Raw genomic sequence first — 15144 nt, forward strand, 5'->3', positions numbered from 1 at the left:
ATCCTGCGCCGGACAGTCCCGCCATATGGACGATAAGCCCTACTGCGGCGGCGGCGGCCAGTACCCAGGTCAGCTTCCNCTTATAACGAAACAGCAGCCCGGCGGCGCCCAGGGCTATGGCTGCGGACCACGGGTCGAAACCGGATGGTCCCCAGACGGTATGCCAGATAAAAAACAGCGCCAGATTCAGGATAACGCCCACCACCGCGGCGGTGATGGCGGTCAACGGCGCGGTAAATCCCACCTTATTATGGGTCGTTTCAATAAACGGCCCGCCGGCGAGAATAAAGATAAACGAGGGTAAAAAAGTAAACCATGTCACCAGGCACGCCGCCGCAATGCCCCCCAGCAGCACATCATCGACGCCCAACACCGCTTTGGTGTAGCCGCCGACAAACCCGACAAAGGTCACCACCATGATCAACGGTCCGGGGGTCGACTCCCCAAGGGCGAGGCCATCCATCATCTGCCCTGCCGTCAGCCAGCCATAGTGGGTCACCGCCCCCTGGTAAACATAAGGTAGGACGGCATATGCCCCGCCAAAGGTCATCAGCGCGGCTTTGGTAAAGAACCAGCTCATCTGGGTCAGCGGATGCGCCCAGCCCAGCATTAGCGTCAGGGCGGCCATCGGCACCAGCCACAGCAGCATCCCGGCGATCAGCACCTGAGAGGTGCGCCGCCAGCTGAAAATGGCATGGGCCGGGATCGGCGTCGTGTCATCAATGATGGCGGCTCCGCCAGGGTGACTCTGCGCACGGTGGGCGTCGGCTTTGCCGAATATCGTCGGCGCCAGCCGTCCGCCGATAAAACCCACCAGTGCCGCGGCGAGGACGATCAGCGGAAAAGGAACGTTCAGCGCAAAAATAGCGACAAAGGCCGCGGCGGCGATGGCCCAGTAGGCGCCATTTTTCAGCGCCCGCGAGCCGATGCGGTGCGCCGCCTGCAGCACGATCGCCGCCACGGCGGGTTTGATGCCATAAAAAATCCCCGCCACCACCGCGACATCTCCCCAGACGAGGTAGATCCACGCCAGGGCGATGAGCAACACCAGCGAGGGCAAGATAAACAGCACCCCGGCGATGACGCCTCCCCAGGTTTTATGCATCAGCCAGCCGATATAGGTCGCCAGCTGCTGAGCCTCCGGGCCCGGCAGGACCATACAAAAGTTGAGCGCGTGCAGGAATCGCCCTTCCGAGATCCAGCGTCGGTTATCCACCAGCTCCTGGTGCATCATGGCGATCTGCCCGGCAGGCCCGCCGAAGCTGATGAAGCCGAGCTTCAGCCAGAAGCGAATTGCCTGCCAGAAGGGGACGGAAGCGACGACGGAAGGGCTGTCACTCTGCGGAAGAACGACCGTTTTGCTCATGATTACCAGACCTCATTTCACAGGACTTCAGTAAGCCGTCGAACAGCGAGCAGGCTGCCGCCAGCAGTTGGTCATCGTCCGTAATGGTTTCCCGCAGCCCTGCCAGAATGCTTTCCACCCCCGCCGCCTCCGGGGTCGGTTCCCCACCGACGTCCAGGAAGTGGATCAGCCGCCCCAGGGCGTCGGGGATCGCGGCCTCCAGAGCAAAGCGCCGGACCAGAACTTCGAAGGTCACCCGCGTGCCGACGTGGCTGAACGGCGCCCCGTCAAAATCAAAACCGACCGCCGTCGCCGGACAGGTCTCGGGCGCGGCCAGCCACAGGAACCGCGCCTCGTCGTCAATAAAGCGCCGGATAAGCCAGGCGCTGGCCAGACGATCGACCCACGGGCGTCGGCGGGTGGCCCACAGCCGGCCGCGAAAGGCGCCTCTGTCCAGCAGGCTCAGTTCGCCCGCCACCGACTGCGGCTCGTTCGGCGATAGCCGCTGATTAATGACCTGCTCGATAGTGGCCAGTCGCTCAGCGGCTTGCTCCCGGGCGGCCCCCGGAAAGAAATCAATGGCCTCGATCCGCCGGTAGTCACGCTGAATTTTACGCAGTTGTTTGAGCTGAGCCGCCAGTTCGTCGTTGGATAACGTCCCCTGCAGCGCCTGCAGATCCTGCAACAGCGCGTCGTACTGTTCACGACGATCGAATAGCGGCCTGAGCGCCTCTTCTTCCGCCGCCTCAATCGTGAAAACATACCCGGTCCCCCCTTCCGCGCGGATCGCCTGGCAGGTGCTGAGGAAAGTGTCATAGCCCTGGCGCACGTCGGGCAGCAGATAGACCCCATCGCGCAGGACCACCGCCCCGCTCTGCTTCAGGGTTCGCCAGACACGCATGCGCAGCGTGGCTTGAGACGTTGTCAGGTTAAGGATCAAGAGATGCATTGTCATGTTGTAGAGATTACTACAGCATGTAGCGTCTGTGACGTTTTTACGCGCAAGGAGTCAGATGAATTTCAGCAATGCATAGCTGAAAAAAGCAAAAGACGGCCTGCGCAGCGGCAGGCCAGGCGCTAAGCGCGGGATGGGGATAAGGGGCGCAGCAGCAGGGTCAACAACGCCACCGCAACCGGGACCAGGGAGCCCCACAGCACGGCGTTCCAGCCGAAGGCGTTGAGCAGAACCCCGGACGAAAACGACCCCACGATCATCACGCCGAAGACCAGAAAATCGTTGAGCGACTGAACCTGGGTCTTCTCTTCCGGGCGGTGGAAATCGATGATTTTCGCCGAGGCGCCGGTGAAGCCAAAGTTCCAGCCGATGCCGAGCAAAATCAGCGACAGCCAGTAATGATACACGCCGAGACCGCTGAGACCGACCGCCACCGACGCGGCGGTGATCAGCAATCCCGCCGCCGCCATTCGCACTGCGCCGAAGCGCTGGATCAGCCGGCCGGTGAAAAATCCCGGGCCGTACATCGCCATCACATGCCACTGGATCCCAAGGTTGGCGGCCTGCTGGGAAAGACCGTGCATATGCATGGAGAGCGGCGCGGCGGTCATCAGAAAATTCATCACCATATAGGCCACCGCGCCGCTGAATACCGTAGTGGCAAAACCCGGCTGGCGGACAATCTCGCGCAGCGGCCGCCCTCCGCGCACGCTGGCCGCGGTGGGCTCCGCCGGCGTCACCCCTCTCAACAAAAAGGCGGCCAGCACTGCAACCAGCGCCTGAGCGAGGAAGGTGACGGCGAAGGTATGTGCCGGCCAGAGGTGCATGGTGCCGGTGACCAGCATCGGGCCAATGATCCCGGCGGCCACACCGCCGCCCATCACCAGCGACAGCGCACGGGCGCGACGCGCCGGGGCGACGCCGTCGGTGGCGGCAAAACGAAAACTGAGCGCCACGGCAGCATAGGCGCCGCCAAGCATCGCGGCTAGACAAAACAGCAGAAAAGAATTCAGCACTACCGCCAGGGCGGCCGCCAGTCCGGTCACCATCCCGGCGCCGGTGCCGAGCCTGAACGCCGCTTTGCGGCCCCGCGTTCGCGCCAGCGCGCCGAAAGGCAGAATGGAGGCCGCCATCCCCAGCACAAACAGGGTGATCGGCAGCGTGGCCAGCGACGGGCTGGGGGCAATCGCGTTACCCACTATCGCGCCGGTAGCGTAGAAGACCACCGAGTTGGCGCCGGCCAGCGCCTGAGCGGCAGCCAGGCGAAGGATATTTTTGTTCTGCACCGCCAGCGGCAGCATGTGTTCTGTAGACATCCGTTGTTTTCACCGGTTTGAGAGTGGCGCCAGGCTGGCCGTCTGGCATCGCGCCCTGTTTGTTGGGTTCCCTGACCGTTACCTTAGCCGCAAAATACGCTTTTGCATCATAGCGAATCGCAATATTACCCGGCGATCTGGCCCCTCTTCTGCGCCAGACCGCCGGGCCTGGCTTCGCCGCCCGTTTTATTCCGGGGATTCGTCGCGTCGCGCGGCGGCAAATTTCGCCGCGATCATCGCGGCCGTCGGCTGGACGCCGCCCAGACTCCACTGCTCCGGGTCATGTTCGTCAATGCGGATCCAGACGGACTGACGGAACTGCGGATCGCCCTGCCCCTCAATCTCCACCAGCAGATCGGTCATCCGTCGCAGCAGCTCACTTTTCTGTTCCGCGGTCATGATCCCTTTAATGGTTTGCACGTTAACAAATGGCACGCTATTCTCCTTAGCATCTAGGTCTAAAATTCAAACTCAGAGTAGAAGGTCAATCTCGCGATGTCAAAAAATAAATCACTGCCCTACCTCGACCCGGCGCTGTGCGGCCTGGCGGAAGGAGCCAAAATACTCGGCGACCGCTGGGTGCTGCTGATCCTACGCGAGGCGTTTTACGGCGTGACGCGCTTTGAAACGTTGCTGTCGCACACCCATATTACCCGCCAGACGCTCACCACCCGGTTAAAAACCATGACCGAAACGGGATTGCTCAACAAAGTGCCCTACCGGGAAGCCGGCTCCCGCGAACGGTATGAATATGTTCTGACTGATAAAAGCCGTAGCCTGGCGCTGGTGCTGTTCGCCCTGATGGAATGGGGCCACCAGCACGTGCTGCACAGTGCGCCGCATATAGCATTGGTGGACAGCGCCAGCGGCGAGGCTGTCCATCCGGGGTTTATTACTGCCAGCGGCACCGTGGCGAGCCCCGCCGCCCTGCAGATCGTCAAGGCAGACGAACGCTAATAGCGCCGCTACAGAACTTTCGTACGCCTCTGGCGAAAGCCGCCGCAAGCGGGTATGTTGCATAGCCACGGTACCCGACGAGCGCGGGACATTTTTGTTTCATCGAACTGTGCGATAAAGGATGAAGGTATCCGGTGACCATTCCGACGCGCAGATCGCGCATGCTAAAGGTAGAAAATGTCGCTTCGTTCTCTGCGGGCTTTATGTCTGACCAGCTTTTTTATTGCCGACGTGCGCGACGGCCTCGGCCCGTTTCTGGGGATCTTTCTCACCCAGCGTCACTGGCAGGCGGAGGACATTGGCCTGCTGATGTCCGTCGGCGGTATCGCCGGCCTGCTGGCGACCCTGCCCGCCGGCTTCATCACCGACAGCTCGCGGCATAAGCGCTTGCTGCTGGCCGGGGTCTGCCTGGTGATCACCCTCACCACCCTGCTGCTCTGGTTTAGTCAGAAGACCAGCGTGGTCGCCCTCTCGCAAGTCGCCAGCGGCATCTGCGCGGCCTTTGTCGGACCGCTGATCGCCGGGATTACCCTCGGTCTTGCCAGACAGCGCGGCTTTAGCGCCCAGATGGGGAAAAACGAAGCCTTCAACCACGCGGGAAATTTCTTCACCGCGCTAATGGCCGGGGCTATCGCCTGGTACTGGGGCATCGGCGGCATTTTCATTCTGATGGCCTGTACCACGCTGCTTACCCTNGTCGCCCTGCTGGCGATCCGCGGCGGCGATATCGACGATGATGCCGCCCGCGGCATCGAAGCGGCATCCACGCCCTCCCTGCCGGGGTTTGCCATCCAGTTCCGCCATACGCCGCTGCTGATCGCCGGCGTAACCCTGATGCTGTTCCATCTCGCCAATGCCGCACTGTTGCCGATGCTGAGCATGCGGATCGCCGCCGCGCCGGGACACCTCAATCCCGGACTGTTTGCCGCCGCCACGGTGATTATTTCGCAGGTGGTGATGATCCCGGTGGCCATCCGGGTCGCCGGCAGCATCGACAAATACGGTTACTGGCGATGCATCCTGCTGGCGCTGCTGATCATGCCNATCCGGGCGGCGCTGGCGGCGTCCAGCGACGCCCCGGCGATGATGGTCCCGGTGCAAATTCTTGATGGCCTGGCGGCAGGGATTTTGGGGGTGGCGGTGCCCAGCTTTATCGTCTCGCTGCTGCGCGGCAGCGGGCACGTTAACGCTGGACAGAGCGTGGTGATGCTGATGCAGGGCGCCGGGGCGGCAATGAGTCCGGCGTTAACCGGGTCTATCGCCGGGCACTACTCCTATGCCACCGCCTTCGGCGTGCTGAGCGTTATCGCGATTGTCGCCCTGATGGTATGGTGGCGCAGCGCTCCGCTGCTCACCGTCTCCGCGTCACCGCCAGTCGGCGAGAGCGGGCAGTAACCTACGGCACAGCGACCTGGGGAGAGAGGAAATCGCCAGCCGGGCAGCAGCCCCCTGCTGCCCGCCTGACGTGTGAGTGGCGTTAATTCACCCGCGCAGGCAAGGTAATTTGCTGCAGGGCATTCGCCATATTAATTTGAATCAGCTCTTTAAGACCTTCGCGCTTAATAAACTGGCTCCGGTGCTTACTTTTCACCTCTTCAATACTCTTTTTGATCTCTTGCGCCGGCAGTTTATACCAGCCGCGAGCCTGTTTCTCACCGCCCATTTCCAGCCACAGCGATGAATAACTGGCTTTCACCAGATCGCTTTTCACGTGGTAATCAGAATCGATGGCGTAGACCGTGGAGATGTTGAAATATCGCAGCAAACCATACAGCACGCTCATGATGATATTTTTCGGCCGCGCGCCATGCAGCTCTTTAGTCAGCACCTTCACTTCGTCATTGGTGATATCTTTCCCGCCCTGGATGCCGCCGATATAAGCGCGGCCATCGTCGGTGCAGGAAAAACAGACGCTATAGACGCGCCGGTCGCCAAGAAACAGCTGCAGCATCAGCTCCCCTTCCTCCTGAAACGGCGAGGCCAGCAGCTTAACGTCAAGCTTATCGCCATTTTTCAAGGGAATAGAAAACATCTCGCGGCCAAAATCCGCGACATTGTAGAGCTGCGGCAGGACATCAGGGTGAAACGTTTTCTCGATGAAATTCAGTGAACCATGGGCAATATCCAGTTTGCGTCGTTTTGACAGCCGTTTATTGAGATACGCTTTAAACGGTTTATCCTCAAAAGGCACCAGTCCTTTGGTCACCGCGGTCAACCGCGCGCACTGATATTTCGCACAAAGTCCTTGATATTCTCTGTATTTACCTCCTGCGAGCGAGAGCTCTCTGCATTTTCGTAAAATTTTTTTATAGCTTATTTTGACCTGACCGATCACTTTATTATGTTTACGCCATTCTTTGATGGCGCCTGCAACAGTATGTTCCATTGATTAAGATCCATAGATTCATCCATAATCGCGGCCATATTAACATAAAAGCGTTTCGTCAACGCTTAATTACTCCTTCGTTGTCCTTTCATTTAATATTTAGGCAGGAAATTATCCTGGCGACGTTATTTGTCGTTAAACTTATTCTGTCAACGATGAATTATGGTAGGTAACGCCCTCCGCTCAGCGACTTAACGCTCTGTGCCTTCGGCGCGAAGCGCGGCTACATCCGCTGGCGGTTATGCCCTATACTTGACCCTGATTCAAAACCAGCAACGATAGGTAACTTATGGAAATTGATCTCGACAACCTGGTCTTCAGCGGCCTGGATGAAGCGGAAGAGCGCAACGCGGAGCGTCTGGAAGAAGCGGACAAAAAAGCCCAGGCGATCGTTGCCGACGACGACTGCGGCGACGCCTGTAAAATCTGATTGTCAAACCGGCCAGCAGGCCGGTTTTTTTTGACGCCCACACCTCAGGTGGGTAAAAACCCTTTCAGCGTATCCAGCAGCGCCTGCGCCGCCTTCGACAGCGGCAGATGTCCGGCATGGATCGCGCCGACGCACTTCTCAATCGGCGGATCGCAGAGCGGGATGCAGACGGCGCCCAACGATGCCATCTGCGTTTTACACAGCGCCGGCACCGCGCTGCCCCCCAGGCCGCTGGCCACCATCCTCCCCACCGTCACCAGCTGATGACTCTCCAGCGCCACGTCCAGCTGACGTCCGCTGCGCGCCAGCGCCTNCTCCAGCATAAGGCGTACCGCCGAGGGGCGCTGCAGGGTAATAAAGTCGAGGGTCAACAGCTCCTGCCAGCTGAGCTGCTTTTTCTTCGCCAGCGGGGATTGTTGGGGAACGATCGCCACGAAGCGGTCCACCGCCAACGGGGTAAACAGCAGGTTGTGGTTGGGCGATGGCTCGAAAGCGATGCCCATCTCCACCCGCCCCTCGCGCACCATCTCGATCACCTGCTCATTAATCACGTCATGCACCGTAACGTTCACCCCGGCATAGCGGTCGCGAAAGGCTTTCAGCGCCTCCGGCAGAACGTTGGCGGCAAACGACGGCATCGCGGCGACCGAAATTTTACCCCGCTGCAGGGTAAAGCTCTGACGCATGGCCTCCTCGACGTTATCCCAGTCGGCCAGCAGCTGACGGGCCATCGGCAGAAAGAGTTCCCCCTCCTGGGTAAGGGTCACTTTGCGGGTGCTGCGCTGCAGCAGCGCGCCGCCCAGCGCCTCCTCCAACCCTTTGATGGTCAGGCTGAGAGCTGGCTGCGACAGATTCAGCCTTTCGCTGGCGTGGGCGAAATTCAGAGTGTGAGCTACCGCTAAAAACGCGCGTAACTGTTTGACACTCATTCTCATTTTTCTTCCTGTTAACTAATTGAAAAAAATTAGTTAACAGGAAATTAATTAAAATTCCAAATGAGTGAGTCACAAATTCAAAATTATCAAATCAGTCGCCTGCGCCAATGATAAGGCTATCGCAAGGCAGGAGAGACAAGATGGCAGGACTGGATAAACGCGTCGCCAGTTACGAAGCGGCGCTGGAAGGGTTAACGGACGGCATGACGCTGCTCGCCGGCGGCTTCGGCCTGTGCGGCATTCCTGAGAACTTGATCGCCGAGGTGCAGCGTCGCCAGGTGCAGGGGCTGACGGTGGTCTCTAACAACTGCGGGGTCGACGGTTTCGGTCTCGGCATGCTGCTGGAGTCGCGCCAGGTCAGCAAGGTGGTGGCCTCTTACGTCGGGGAAAACGCGCTGTTTGAACAGCTGGTGCTGAGCGGTGAGCTGGCGGTAGAACTCACCCCGCAGGGAACGCTGGCGGAAAAAATCCGCGCCGGCGGCGCTGGCATCCCCGGCTTTTACACCGCCACCGGGTATGGCACCCCGGTCGCCGAAGGCAAAGAGGTGCGCCAGTTCGACGGCCGACACTACATCCTTGAAGAGGCGATCCGCGGCGATTTCGCGCTGGTCAAAGGCTGGAAAGCCGACTGGTACGGCAACGTGGTCTATCGCCACACCGCGCAGAATTTCAACCCGCTGATGGCCACCGCCGGGCGCATTACGGTGGTGGAGGTGGAAGAGATTGTGCCGCCGGGCGAACTGCCCCCCTCCGCCATCCATACTCCGGGGATCTATGTCGACCGGCTGATCGTCGGGCAATTCGAAAAACGTATTGAACAGCGCACCCTGCGCGCCGGAGGGCACTGAGATGCTGACCCGTGAACAAATGGCGATGCGCGTCGCCCAGGAGCTGCGCGACGGCGACTACGTCAACCTCGGGATCGGTATCCCGACGCTGGTGGCCAACTACATTCCCGCCGGCATTGAAGTGATGCTCCAGTCGGAGAACGGCCTGCTGGGGATGGGCGAATTTCCCGATGAGGAAACCATCGACGCCGACATGATTAACGCCGGTAAACAAACCGTCACCGCGCAAACCGGGGCGGCGATCTTCGATTCCGCCCAGTCGTTCGCCATGATCCGCGGCGGCCACGTCGACCTGACCGTTCTTGGCGCTTTTGAGGTCGACGTCGCAGGCAACATCGCCTCATGGATGATCCCTGGAAAAATGGTCAAGGGGATGGGCGGCGCCATGGACCTGGTGGCCGGCGCGCAGAACATCATCGTGGTGATGACCCACGCCTCAAAAAACGGCGAATCCAAACTGCTGCCGCAGTGCACCCTGCCGCTCACCGGCGTGGGCTGTATTCGCCGGGTACTCACCGATCTGGCCCTGCTGGAGATTGTCGACGGCGCGTTTGTCCTGCGCGAAGTGGCCCCGGGGGTCAGCCCCGACGAGGTGATACGTAAAACGGCGGGACGGCTGATCGTCGCCGACGACGTGCGCGAAATGCGCTTCAGTTAAGGAGAGACCATGACCGATATTGCCATTGTTGCTGCAGTACGCACCCCGGTAGGCAGCTTTCGCGGCGCCTTCGCCCCTCTTTCCGCCGTCGACCTCGGCGCAGCGGTGGTGCGCGGCCTGCTTGAACGCTGCCAGCTGCCCGCCGCAGCGGTCGACGAACTAATTTTCGGCCAGGTGCTTACCGCCGGCTGCGGGCAAAACCCGGCGCGCCAGACCGCGCTGCGGGCCGGCCTGCCGGTCGACACTCCGGCGGTCACCGTCAATCTGGTCTGCGGCTCCGGACTGAAAGCGGTTCAGCAGGCGGTGCAGGCGATCCGCTGCGGCGACGCCGGGATCGTTATCGCCGGCGGCCAGGAGAGCATGAGCAATGCTCCCTATCTGATGCATGGCGCCCGCGACGGCCTGCGTTTCGGCCACGCCAGCCTGCAGGACAGCATGATCCAGGACGGCCTGTGGGACGCCTTCAACGACTACCACATGGGCATTACCGCCGAGAACCTCGCCGACGCCTTCGACATCAGCCGCGAGCGCCAGGACGCCTTCGCCGCCAGCTCCCAGCGCAAAGCGGCGGCTGCTATCGCCGCCGGGCGCTTTCGCGAGGAGATCGTCCCGGTCAGCGTCCCGCAGGGCAAAAAGCCGCCGCGATTCGTGACTGACGATGAGCAACCGCGCCCGGAGACCAGCGAGCAGCAGCTGGCCCAGCTGCGCCCGGCGTTTCGCCCGGCTGACGGCAGCGTCACCGCCGGGAATGCCTCGTCGCTGAACGACGGCGCCGCGGCGGTCCTGCTGATGCGCGTCGATAAAGCGCGCGAGCTTGGGCTGCCGGTGCTGGCGCGCATTGTCAGCTCAGCGGTCGCCGGGGTCGACCCATCGGTGATGGGCATCGGCCCGGTGAGCGCCTGCCGCCAGGCGCTGCATCGCGCCGGCTGGACGCTGGACGAGGTGGACCTTATCGAAGCCAACGAGGCTTTTGCCGTCCAGGCGCTGGCCGTCGGTCAGCTGCTTGAGTGGGATAGCGAGAAGGTCAACGTCAACGGCGGCGCCATCGCCCTTGGACATCCCATCGGCGCCTCCGGCTGCCGGATCCTCGTCAGCCTGGTGCATGAGATGCAGCGCCGGGGCGCCAGCAAAGGGCTTGCCACCCTGTGCGTCGGCGGCGGCCAGGGCATCGCCATGACTCTACAACGTTAACAGGAGCCACTATGTTTACATCACGCCTGGCGGTACTCGGCGCGGGACTGATGGGCGTCGGTATCGCCTGCCATTTCGCCCGTCACGGTCACGCCGTCCGCCTGTATGACACCGACCCGCAGCGTCTCGCTGAGGTTCCGGCGGTGGCCAGCGCCATCCTGCGCGAGCTGGAGGCCAGCGGCCAGCAGGCTCCCGCCGACCGCGATGCGGTGCTGGCCCGTCTGACCCCCACCCCGACGCTGAATGCCCTGGCCGATGCCACGCTGCTGATTGAAGCGATCCCCGAGCGGCTGGCGCTGAAGCACGCCCTGTACGCCGAGCTGGAAACGCTGATCGCCGACGAGGCGATTATCGCCAGCAACACCAGCGGCCTGCCGCCGGATCGGCTGGCGCAGGGCATGCGCCACCCTGAACGGTTGCTGATCGCCCATTTCTGGCATCCGCCGCACCTGATCCCGCTGGTGGAAGTGGTGCCCGGGAGCGCCACGCTGCCTCATCTGGCACGCCAGGTGAGCGACTTTTGCGCCGCCTGCGCGCTGGAGGCGGTGGTGCTCAACCGCGCCGCGCCGGGCTTTGTCGGCAACCGGCTGCAGTTCGCCCTGCTGCGCGAAGCGCTGCATATCGTCCACAGCGGCATCGCTTCCCCGGAGGTGGTGGACCAGGTGATGCGCGCCTCGCTGGGCCGCCGCTATGCGATGGTCGGCCCGCTGGAGGCTGCGGACATGACCGGCCTGGCGACAGTCCAGGATATCTGCCAGCACCTGCTGCCGGAGCTGGCCAGCGGCACGGAGATGATGTCGCTGGTGGCGGAGAAAGTGGCGCGAGGCGACACCGGCGCCCGCAGCGGGCAAGGCTTTTACCGCTGGGACGAGGCCCGGCACCAGCGCATCCAGTCGCGCCGGGAACACCAGCTGCGCTTCGCCCTGAAACCCTAGTATCGCGTTCTGTACCCCTACAATAACAATGAGAGTGAGACGTCGTGATGAGTGTGATAATAGCCCTGGCCGCGCTGGCGTTACTGATGCTGGCAGCCTACCGTGGATACAGCGTGATCCTCTTTGCGCCGATCGCCGCCCTCGGCGCGGTGCTGCTCACCGACCCGGGCGCGGTCGGCCCGGCCTTTACCGGCCTGTTTATGGAAAAAATGGTCGGCTTTGTGAAGCTCTATTTCCCGGTGTTTCTGCTGGGCGCGGTATTCGGCAAGCTGATTGAGCTGTCGGGATTCTCACGTTCGATTGTCGCCGCCGCCATCCGCATCCTTGGGCGCCGCCACGCGATCCCGGTGATCGTGCTGGTGTGCGCCCTGCTGACCTACGGCGGGGTGTCGCTGTTTGTGGTGGCCTTTGCCGTCTACCCTTTCGCCGCCGAACTATTTCGCCAGAGCGGGATCCCCAAACGGCTGATCCCCGCCACCGTCGCCCTCGGGGCATTCTCGTTTACCATGGACGCCCTGCCCGGCACGCCGCAGATCCAGAATATTATTCCCACCAGCTTCTTCGGCACCAACGCCTGGGCGGCCCCCTGGCTGGGGCTTATCGGCTCGCTGTTCATTATCATCTTCGGTTTGCTGTGGCTGGAGCGTCAGCGCCGCAAAGCGCAGGCCCGCGGCGAAGGCTATGGGACCGACCTGCAAAATGAGCCGGAGACCCCGGATGACATCGATCTGCCGCATCCGCTGATCGCTATCGCCCCGTTGCTGCTGGTGGGGGTGCTGAATTTGCTGTTCACCCACTGGATCCCGCAGTGGTACGGCGCCAGCCATGAGCTCAACCTGCCGGGCCTGGCGAAGCCTGTCGTCACCGAAGTGGGGAAAATCACCGCCATCTGGGCGGTGCAGGCGGCGCTGCTCTCCGGCATTGTGCTGGTGCTGGTTTGCGGCTATCGCAATATCCGCGGCCGGCTGGCGGAGGGAAGTCGGACGGCGGTGGGCGGGGCTATTCTCGCGGCGATGAACACCGCCTCTGAGTATGGCTTCGGCGCGGTTATCGCCGCCCTGCCGGGTTTCCAGGTGCTGTCAAAAGCCCTCGCGGCCATTCCCAATCCGCTGTTAAACGAGGCGATCAGCGTCACGGTGCTGGCCGGGATCACCGGCTCGGCCTCCGGGGGGATGAGCATCGCCCTGGCGGCGATGTCCGAGACCTTTGTCGCCGCCGCCCACGCCGCCAATATTCCGCTCGAGGTACTGCACCGTGTCGCCGCCATGGCCAGCGGCGGCATGGACACCCTGCCGCACAACGGGGCGGTGATCACCCTGCTGGCGATCACCGGCCTGAGCCATCGCCAGGCCTACGGCGGCATTTTCGCCATCACGGTGATCAAAAGCCTCGCGGTACTGTTTGTCATTGCCACGTTCTATGTGACCGGCATTGTCTGATACCAGATTGAAGGAGTAATAAAATGAACTTACACGGTAAAACGGCGCTGGTCACCGGCTCCACCAGCGGCATCGGTTTAGGGATCGCCAAAGTGCTGGCGCAGGCAGGCGCGCAGATGATCCTCAATGGCTTCGGCGACAGCAGCCACGCCCGGGCCGAAGTCGCCGCGCTGGGCAAGATCCCCGGCTATCACGACGCCGACCTGCGCGACGTCGGGCAGATCGAGGCGATGATGCGCTATGCCGAAAGCACCTTCGGCGGCGTCGATATCGTGATCAATAACGCCGGCATCCAGCACGTCGCCCCGGTGGATCAGTTTCCGGTGGACAAATGGAACGATATTCTCGCCATCAATCTCTCCAGCGTCTTCCACACCACCCGCCTGGCGCTGCCGGGTATGCGCCAGCGCAACTGGGGGCGCATCATCAACATTGCCTCAGTGCATGGCCTGGTGGCGTCGAAAGAGAAATCGGCCTACGTCGCCGCCAAGCACGCGGTGGTCGGGCTGACCAAAACCGTGGCCCTGGAAACCGCGCGCAGCGGCATCACCTGCAACGCCATCTGCCCTGGCTGGGTGCTAACCCCGCTGGTGCAGCAGCAGATCGACAAACGCATCGCCGAGGGGGTCGACCCGGAGCAGGCCAGCGCCCAGCTGCTGGCGGAAAAACAGCCCTCCGGGGAGTTTGTCACCCCGCAGCAGCTGGGCGAAATGGCGCTGTTTCTGTGCAGCGACGCCGCCGCCCAGGTGCGCGGCGCCGCATGGAACATGGATGGCGGCTGGGTGGCGCAGTAAGCCGCTGGCGCCGCGAAGATCAGAACATCGCCAGAAAGCGTTTCACCGTACGCGAGCGCTCGAAGCGCCGCCAGGCGATGGCGATATCGGTCTTCAGCGGCGCCCCGCTAAGCGGGTGATAGCTGACGTTCGGCTGCTGGATGCAGGTCATCGACTGCGGAACCAGCGCGAAGCCGAAGCCTGCATTGACCATGCTCAGCGACGATGAAATTTGCGACGACTGCCAGGCGCGCGCCATATCGATCCCGGCGCGCAGGCAACTGTTATACACCAGCTCATACAGCCCGGGGGCCACCTCCCGCGGGAAGAGGATCGGCGCCACGTCGCGCAGCTGCTCCAGGGCCAGGGTCGGCTGCGTCGCCAGCGGGTTATCGCGCGGCAGCGCGATAACCATCGGCTCCTCATCGATAATCCGCAGATTAAAGGCTTTACTGCTCTCGCACGGCAGGCGGACGAAGGCGATATCCAGCTCGGCCTCGCTCAGGGCGGTCATCAGATTGGCCATATTGTCTTCCATCTGGTGCAGGGTCACCCCGGGGTGGTCGAGCTGAAAACGGTGCAGCAGCGTGAAGATTTGCGGATGGAAAGCATCAGAACTGGTAATGCCTAGCGACAGGCTGCCGTTCATCCCGCGCGCAATGCCCTTGGCCTTCTCCAGCGCCGCATCGCTCATGGCGAGGATCTGGCGGGCATCCTCATAGAAAGACTCTCCCGCTTCCGTCAGCTCCACCCCGCGGGTTAAACGCCGGAACAGCGGGGTCCCCACTTCGCGCTCAAGCCGCTGAATTTGCTGACTTAACGGAGGCTGTGAAATACCCAGCTCCTTGGCGGCCTGGGTGAAGTGCCGCGTCCTGGCGACGGCGACAAAATAGCGAAGATAACGAAGTTCCATATCGAAAACGTCTCAAACCAGCATGGTTTCTATATTGGAACTGTGAGCTGAATCGGGTCAACA

At 61.9% G+C, this 15144-nt stretch carries 16 protein-coding genes; 9 read left to right on the forward strand and 7 right to left on the reverse strand.

The features are described 5' to 3' along the window. The 4 genes from chrA to VZP09_RS10300 all read right to left on the reverse strand — a co-directional run. Positions 1-1366, reverse strand: a 1366-nt coding sequence (gene chrA / locus VZP09_RS10285) for a chromate efflux transporter (RefSeq protein WP_328795105.1), incomplete at its 3' end; no start/stop codon positions are given. Next, on the reverse strand, positions 1335-2294 hold the full coding sequence (locus VZP09_RS10290; protein WP_023278926.1) for a chromate resistance protein ChrB domain-containing protein: 960 nt from the start codon (positions 2292-2294) through the stop codon (positions 1335-1337). The genes chrA and VZP09_RS10290, both read right to left, overlap by 32 nt. A 128-nt stretch (positions 2295-2422) precedes the next feature. Beyond that, on the reverse strand, positions 2423-3616 hold the full coding sequence (locus tag VZP09_RS10295) for an MFS transporter (RefSeq protein ID WP_223176344.1): 1194 nt from the start codon (positions 3614-3616) through the stop codon (positions 2423-2425). A 186-nt stretch (positions 3617-3802) separates the two neighbouring features. After that, positions 3803-4051 carry a tautomerase family protein gene (locus tag VZP09_RS10300; RefSeq protein ID WP_048269175.1) on the reverse strand — a complete coding sequence of 83 codons (249 nt, stop codon included), beginning with the start codon at positions 4049-4051 and terminating at the stop codon, positions 3803-3805. Positions 4052-4111: 60 nt separating this feature from the next. Between VZP09_RS10300 and VZP09_RS10305 the strand changes: the two genes are divergently transcribed. Next, entirely contained in the window at positions 4112-4573 is a 462-nt protein-coding gene (locus tag VZP09_RS10305) for a winged helix-turn-helix transcriptional regulator (protein WP_004175770.1), read from the forward strand. Between the two features lie 177 nt (positions 4574-4750). Continuing rightward, positions 4751-5968: an MFS transporter gene (locus VZP09_RS10310; protein WP_328795106.1), complete on the forward strand. Its 1218-nt coding sequence runs from the start codon at positions 4751-4753 to the stop codon at positions 5966-5968. Positions 5969-6050: 82 nt separating this feature from the next. Here VZP09_RS10310 and VZP09_RS10315 read toward each other — a convergent pair whose 3' ends face one another. Further along, entirely contained in the window at positions 6051-6959 is a 909-nt protein-coding gene (locus VZP09_RS10315; RefSeq protein ID WP_004180248.1) for a DUF535 family protein, read from the reverse strand. Between the two features lie 289 nt (positions 6960-7248). On the opposite strand from VZP09_RS10315, the gene VZP09_RS10320 reads away from it, so the two are divergent. Beyond that, a complete protein-coding gene (locus VZP09_RS10320) occupies positions 7249-7389 on the forward strand; it encodes a hypothetical protein (protein WP_002908189.1) in 141 nt (46 codons plus the stop codon). 44 nt (positions 7390-7433) lie between these two features. On the opposite strand, the gene VZP09_RS10325 is transcribed toward VZP09_RS10320, so the two are convergent. Continuing rightward, the gene (locus VZP09_RS10325; protein ID WP_328795107.1) at positions 7434-8324 is read right to left on the reverse strand and encodes a LysR family transcriptional regulator; all 891 of its coding nucleotides are present in this window, start codon (positions 8322-8324) and stop codon (positions 7434-7436) included. A gap of 140 nt (positions 8325-8464) precedes the next feature. Here VZP09_RS10325 and VZP09_RS10330 point away from each other — a divergent pair, with 140 nt between their 5' ends. Genes VZP09_RS10330 through VZP09_RS10355 form a run of 6 tightly spaced genes read left to right on the forward strand, consistent with a single transcriptional unit; the run spans position 8465 to position 14189 of the window. Next, positions 8465-9172, forward strand: coding sequence for a CoA transferase subunit A (locus VZP09_RS10330; RefSeq protein WP_004175762.1), 708 nt, complete (start codon positions 8465-8467; stop codon positions 9170-9172). Position 9173: 1 nt separating this feature from the next. Beyond that, the gene (locus VZP09_RS10335; RefSeq protein WP_002908192.1) at positions 9174-9830 is read left to right on the forward strand and encodes a CoA transferase subunit B; all 657 of its coding nucleotides are present in this window, start codon (positions 9174-9176) and stop codon (positions 9828-9830) included. 9 nt (positions 9831-9839) lie between these two features. After that, positions 9840-11021 carry an acetyl-CoA C-acetyltransferase gene (locus VZP09_RS10340; protein WP_004175759.1) on the forward strand — a complete coding sequence of 394 codons (1182 nt, stop codon included), beginning with the start codon at positions 9840-9842 and terminating at the stop codon, positions 11019-11021. A gap of 11 nt (positions 11022-11032) precedes the next feature. Next, positions 11033-11956 (forward strand): 3-hydroxyacyl-CoA dehydrogenase family protein, encoded by a 924-nt coding sequence (locus VZP09_RS10345; RefSeq protein ID WP_032415090.1) that lies wholly within the window; start codon positions 11033-11035, stop codon positions 11954-11956. A gap of 44 nt (positions 11957-12000) precedes the next feature. Beyond that, positions 12001-13395 (forward strand): GntP family permease, encoded by a 1395-nt coding sequence (locus VZP09_RS10350; protein ID WP_328795108.1) that lies wholly within the window; start codon positions 12001-12003, stop codon positions 13393-13395. A gap of 23 nt (positions 13396-13418) precedes the next feature. Beyond that, positions 13419-14189 (forward strand): 3-hydroxybutyrate dehydrogenase, encoded by a 771-nt coding sequence (locus VZP09_RS10355; RefSeq protein WP_032415092.1) that lies wholly within the window; start codon positions 13419-13421, stop codon positions 14187-14189. 19 nt (positions 14190-14208) lie between these two features. On the opposite strand, the gene VZP09_RS10360 is transcribed toward VZP09_RS10355, so the two are convergent. Next, the gene (locus VZP09_RS10360) at positions 14209-15081 is read right to left on the reverse strand and encodes a LysR family transcriptional regulator (protein WP_002908203.1); all 873 of its coding nucleotides are present in this window, start codon (positions 15079-15081) and stop codon (positions 14209-14211) included. Positions 15082-15144 lie beyond the last annotated feature (63 nt).

It is taken from the genome of Klebsiella sp. EMBS2024 (assembly GCF_036233805.1).
Lineage (GTDB): Bacteria > Pseudomonadota > Gammaproteobacteria > Enterobacterales > Enterobacteriaceae > Klebsiella > Klebsiella pneumoniae.

What these genes read in the sequence shown, in the direction of transcription:
- VZP09_RS10290 (WP_023278926.1), bottom strand. Translation starts at nt 2,294, where the DNA reads ATGCATCTCTTGATCCTTAACCTGACAACGTCTCAAGCCACGCTGCGC.
- VZP09_RS10295 (WP_223176344.1), bottom strand. Translation starts at nt 3,616, where the DNA reads ATGTCTACAGAACACATGCTGCCGCTGGCGGTGCAGAACAAAAATATC.
- VZP09_RS10305 (WP_004175770.1), top strand. Translation starts at nt 4,112, where the DNA reads ATGTCAAAAAATAAATCACTGCCCTACCTCGACCCGGCGCTGTGCGGC.
- VZP09_RS10315 (WP_004180248.1), bottom strand. Translation starts at nt 6,959, where the DNA reads ATGGAACATACTGTTGCAGGCGCCATCAAAGAATGGCGTAAACATAAT.
- VZP09_RS10320 (WP_002908189.1), top strand. Translation starts at nt 7,249, where the DNA reads ATGGAAATTGATCTCGACAACCTGGTCTTCAGCGGCCTGGATGAAGCG.
- VZP09_RS10330 (WP_004175762.1), top strand. Translation starts at nt 8,465, where the DNA reads ATGGCAGGACTGGATAAACGCGTCGCCAGTTACGAAGCGGCGCTGGAA.
- VZP09_RS10335 (WP_002908192.1), top strand. Translation starts at nt 9,174, where the DNA reads ATGCTGACCCGTGAACAAATGGCGATGCGCGTCGCCCAGGAGCTGCGC.
- VZP09_RS10340 (WP_004175759.1), top strand. Translation starts at nt 9,840, where the DNA reads ATGACCGATATTGCCATTGTTGCTGCAGTACGCACCCCGGTAGGCAGC.
- VZP09_RS10345 (WP_032415090.1), top strand. Translation starts at nt 11,033, where the DNA reads ATGTTTACATCACGCCTGGCGGTACTCGGCGCGGGACTGATGGGCGTC.
- VZP09_RS10355 (WP_032415092.1), top strand. Translation starts at nt 13,419, where the DNA reads ATGAACTTACACGGTAAAACGGCGCTGGTCACCGGCTCCACCAGCGGC.
- VZP09_RS10360 (WP_002908203.1), bottom strand. Translation starts at nt 15,081, where the DNA reads ATGGAACTTCGTTATCTTCGCTATTTTGTCGCCGTCGCCAGGACGCGG.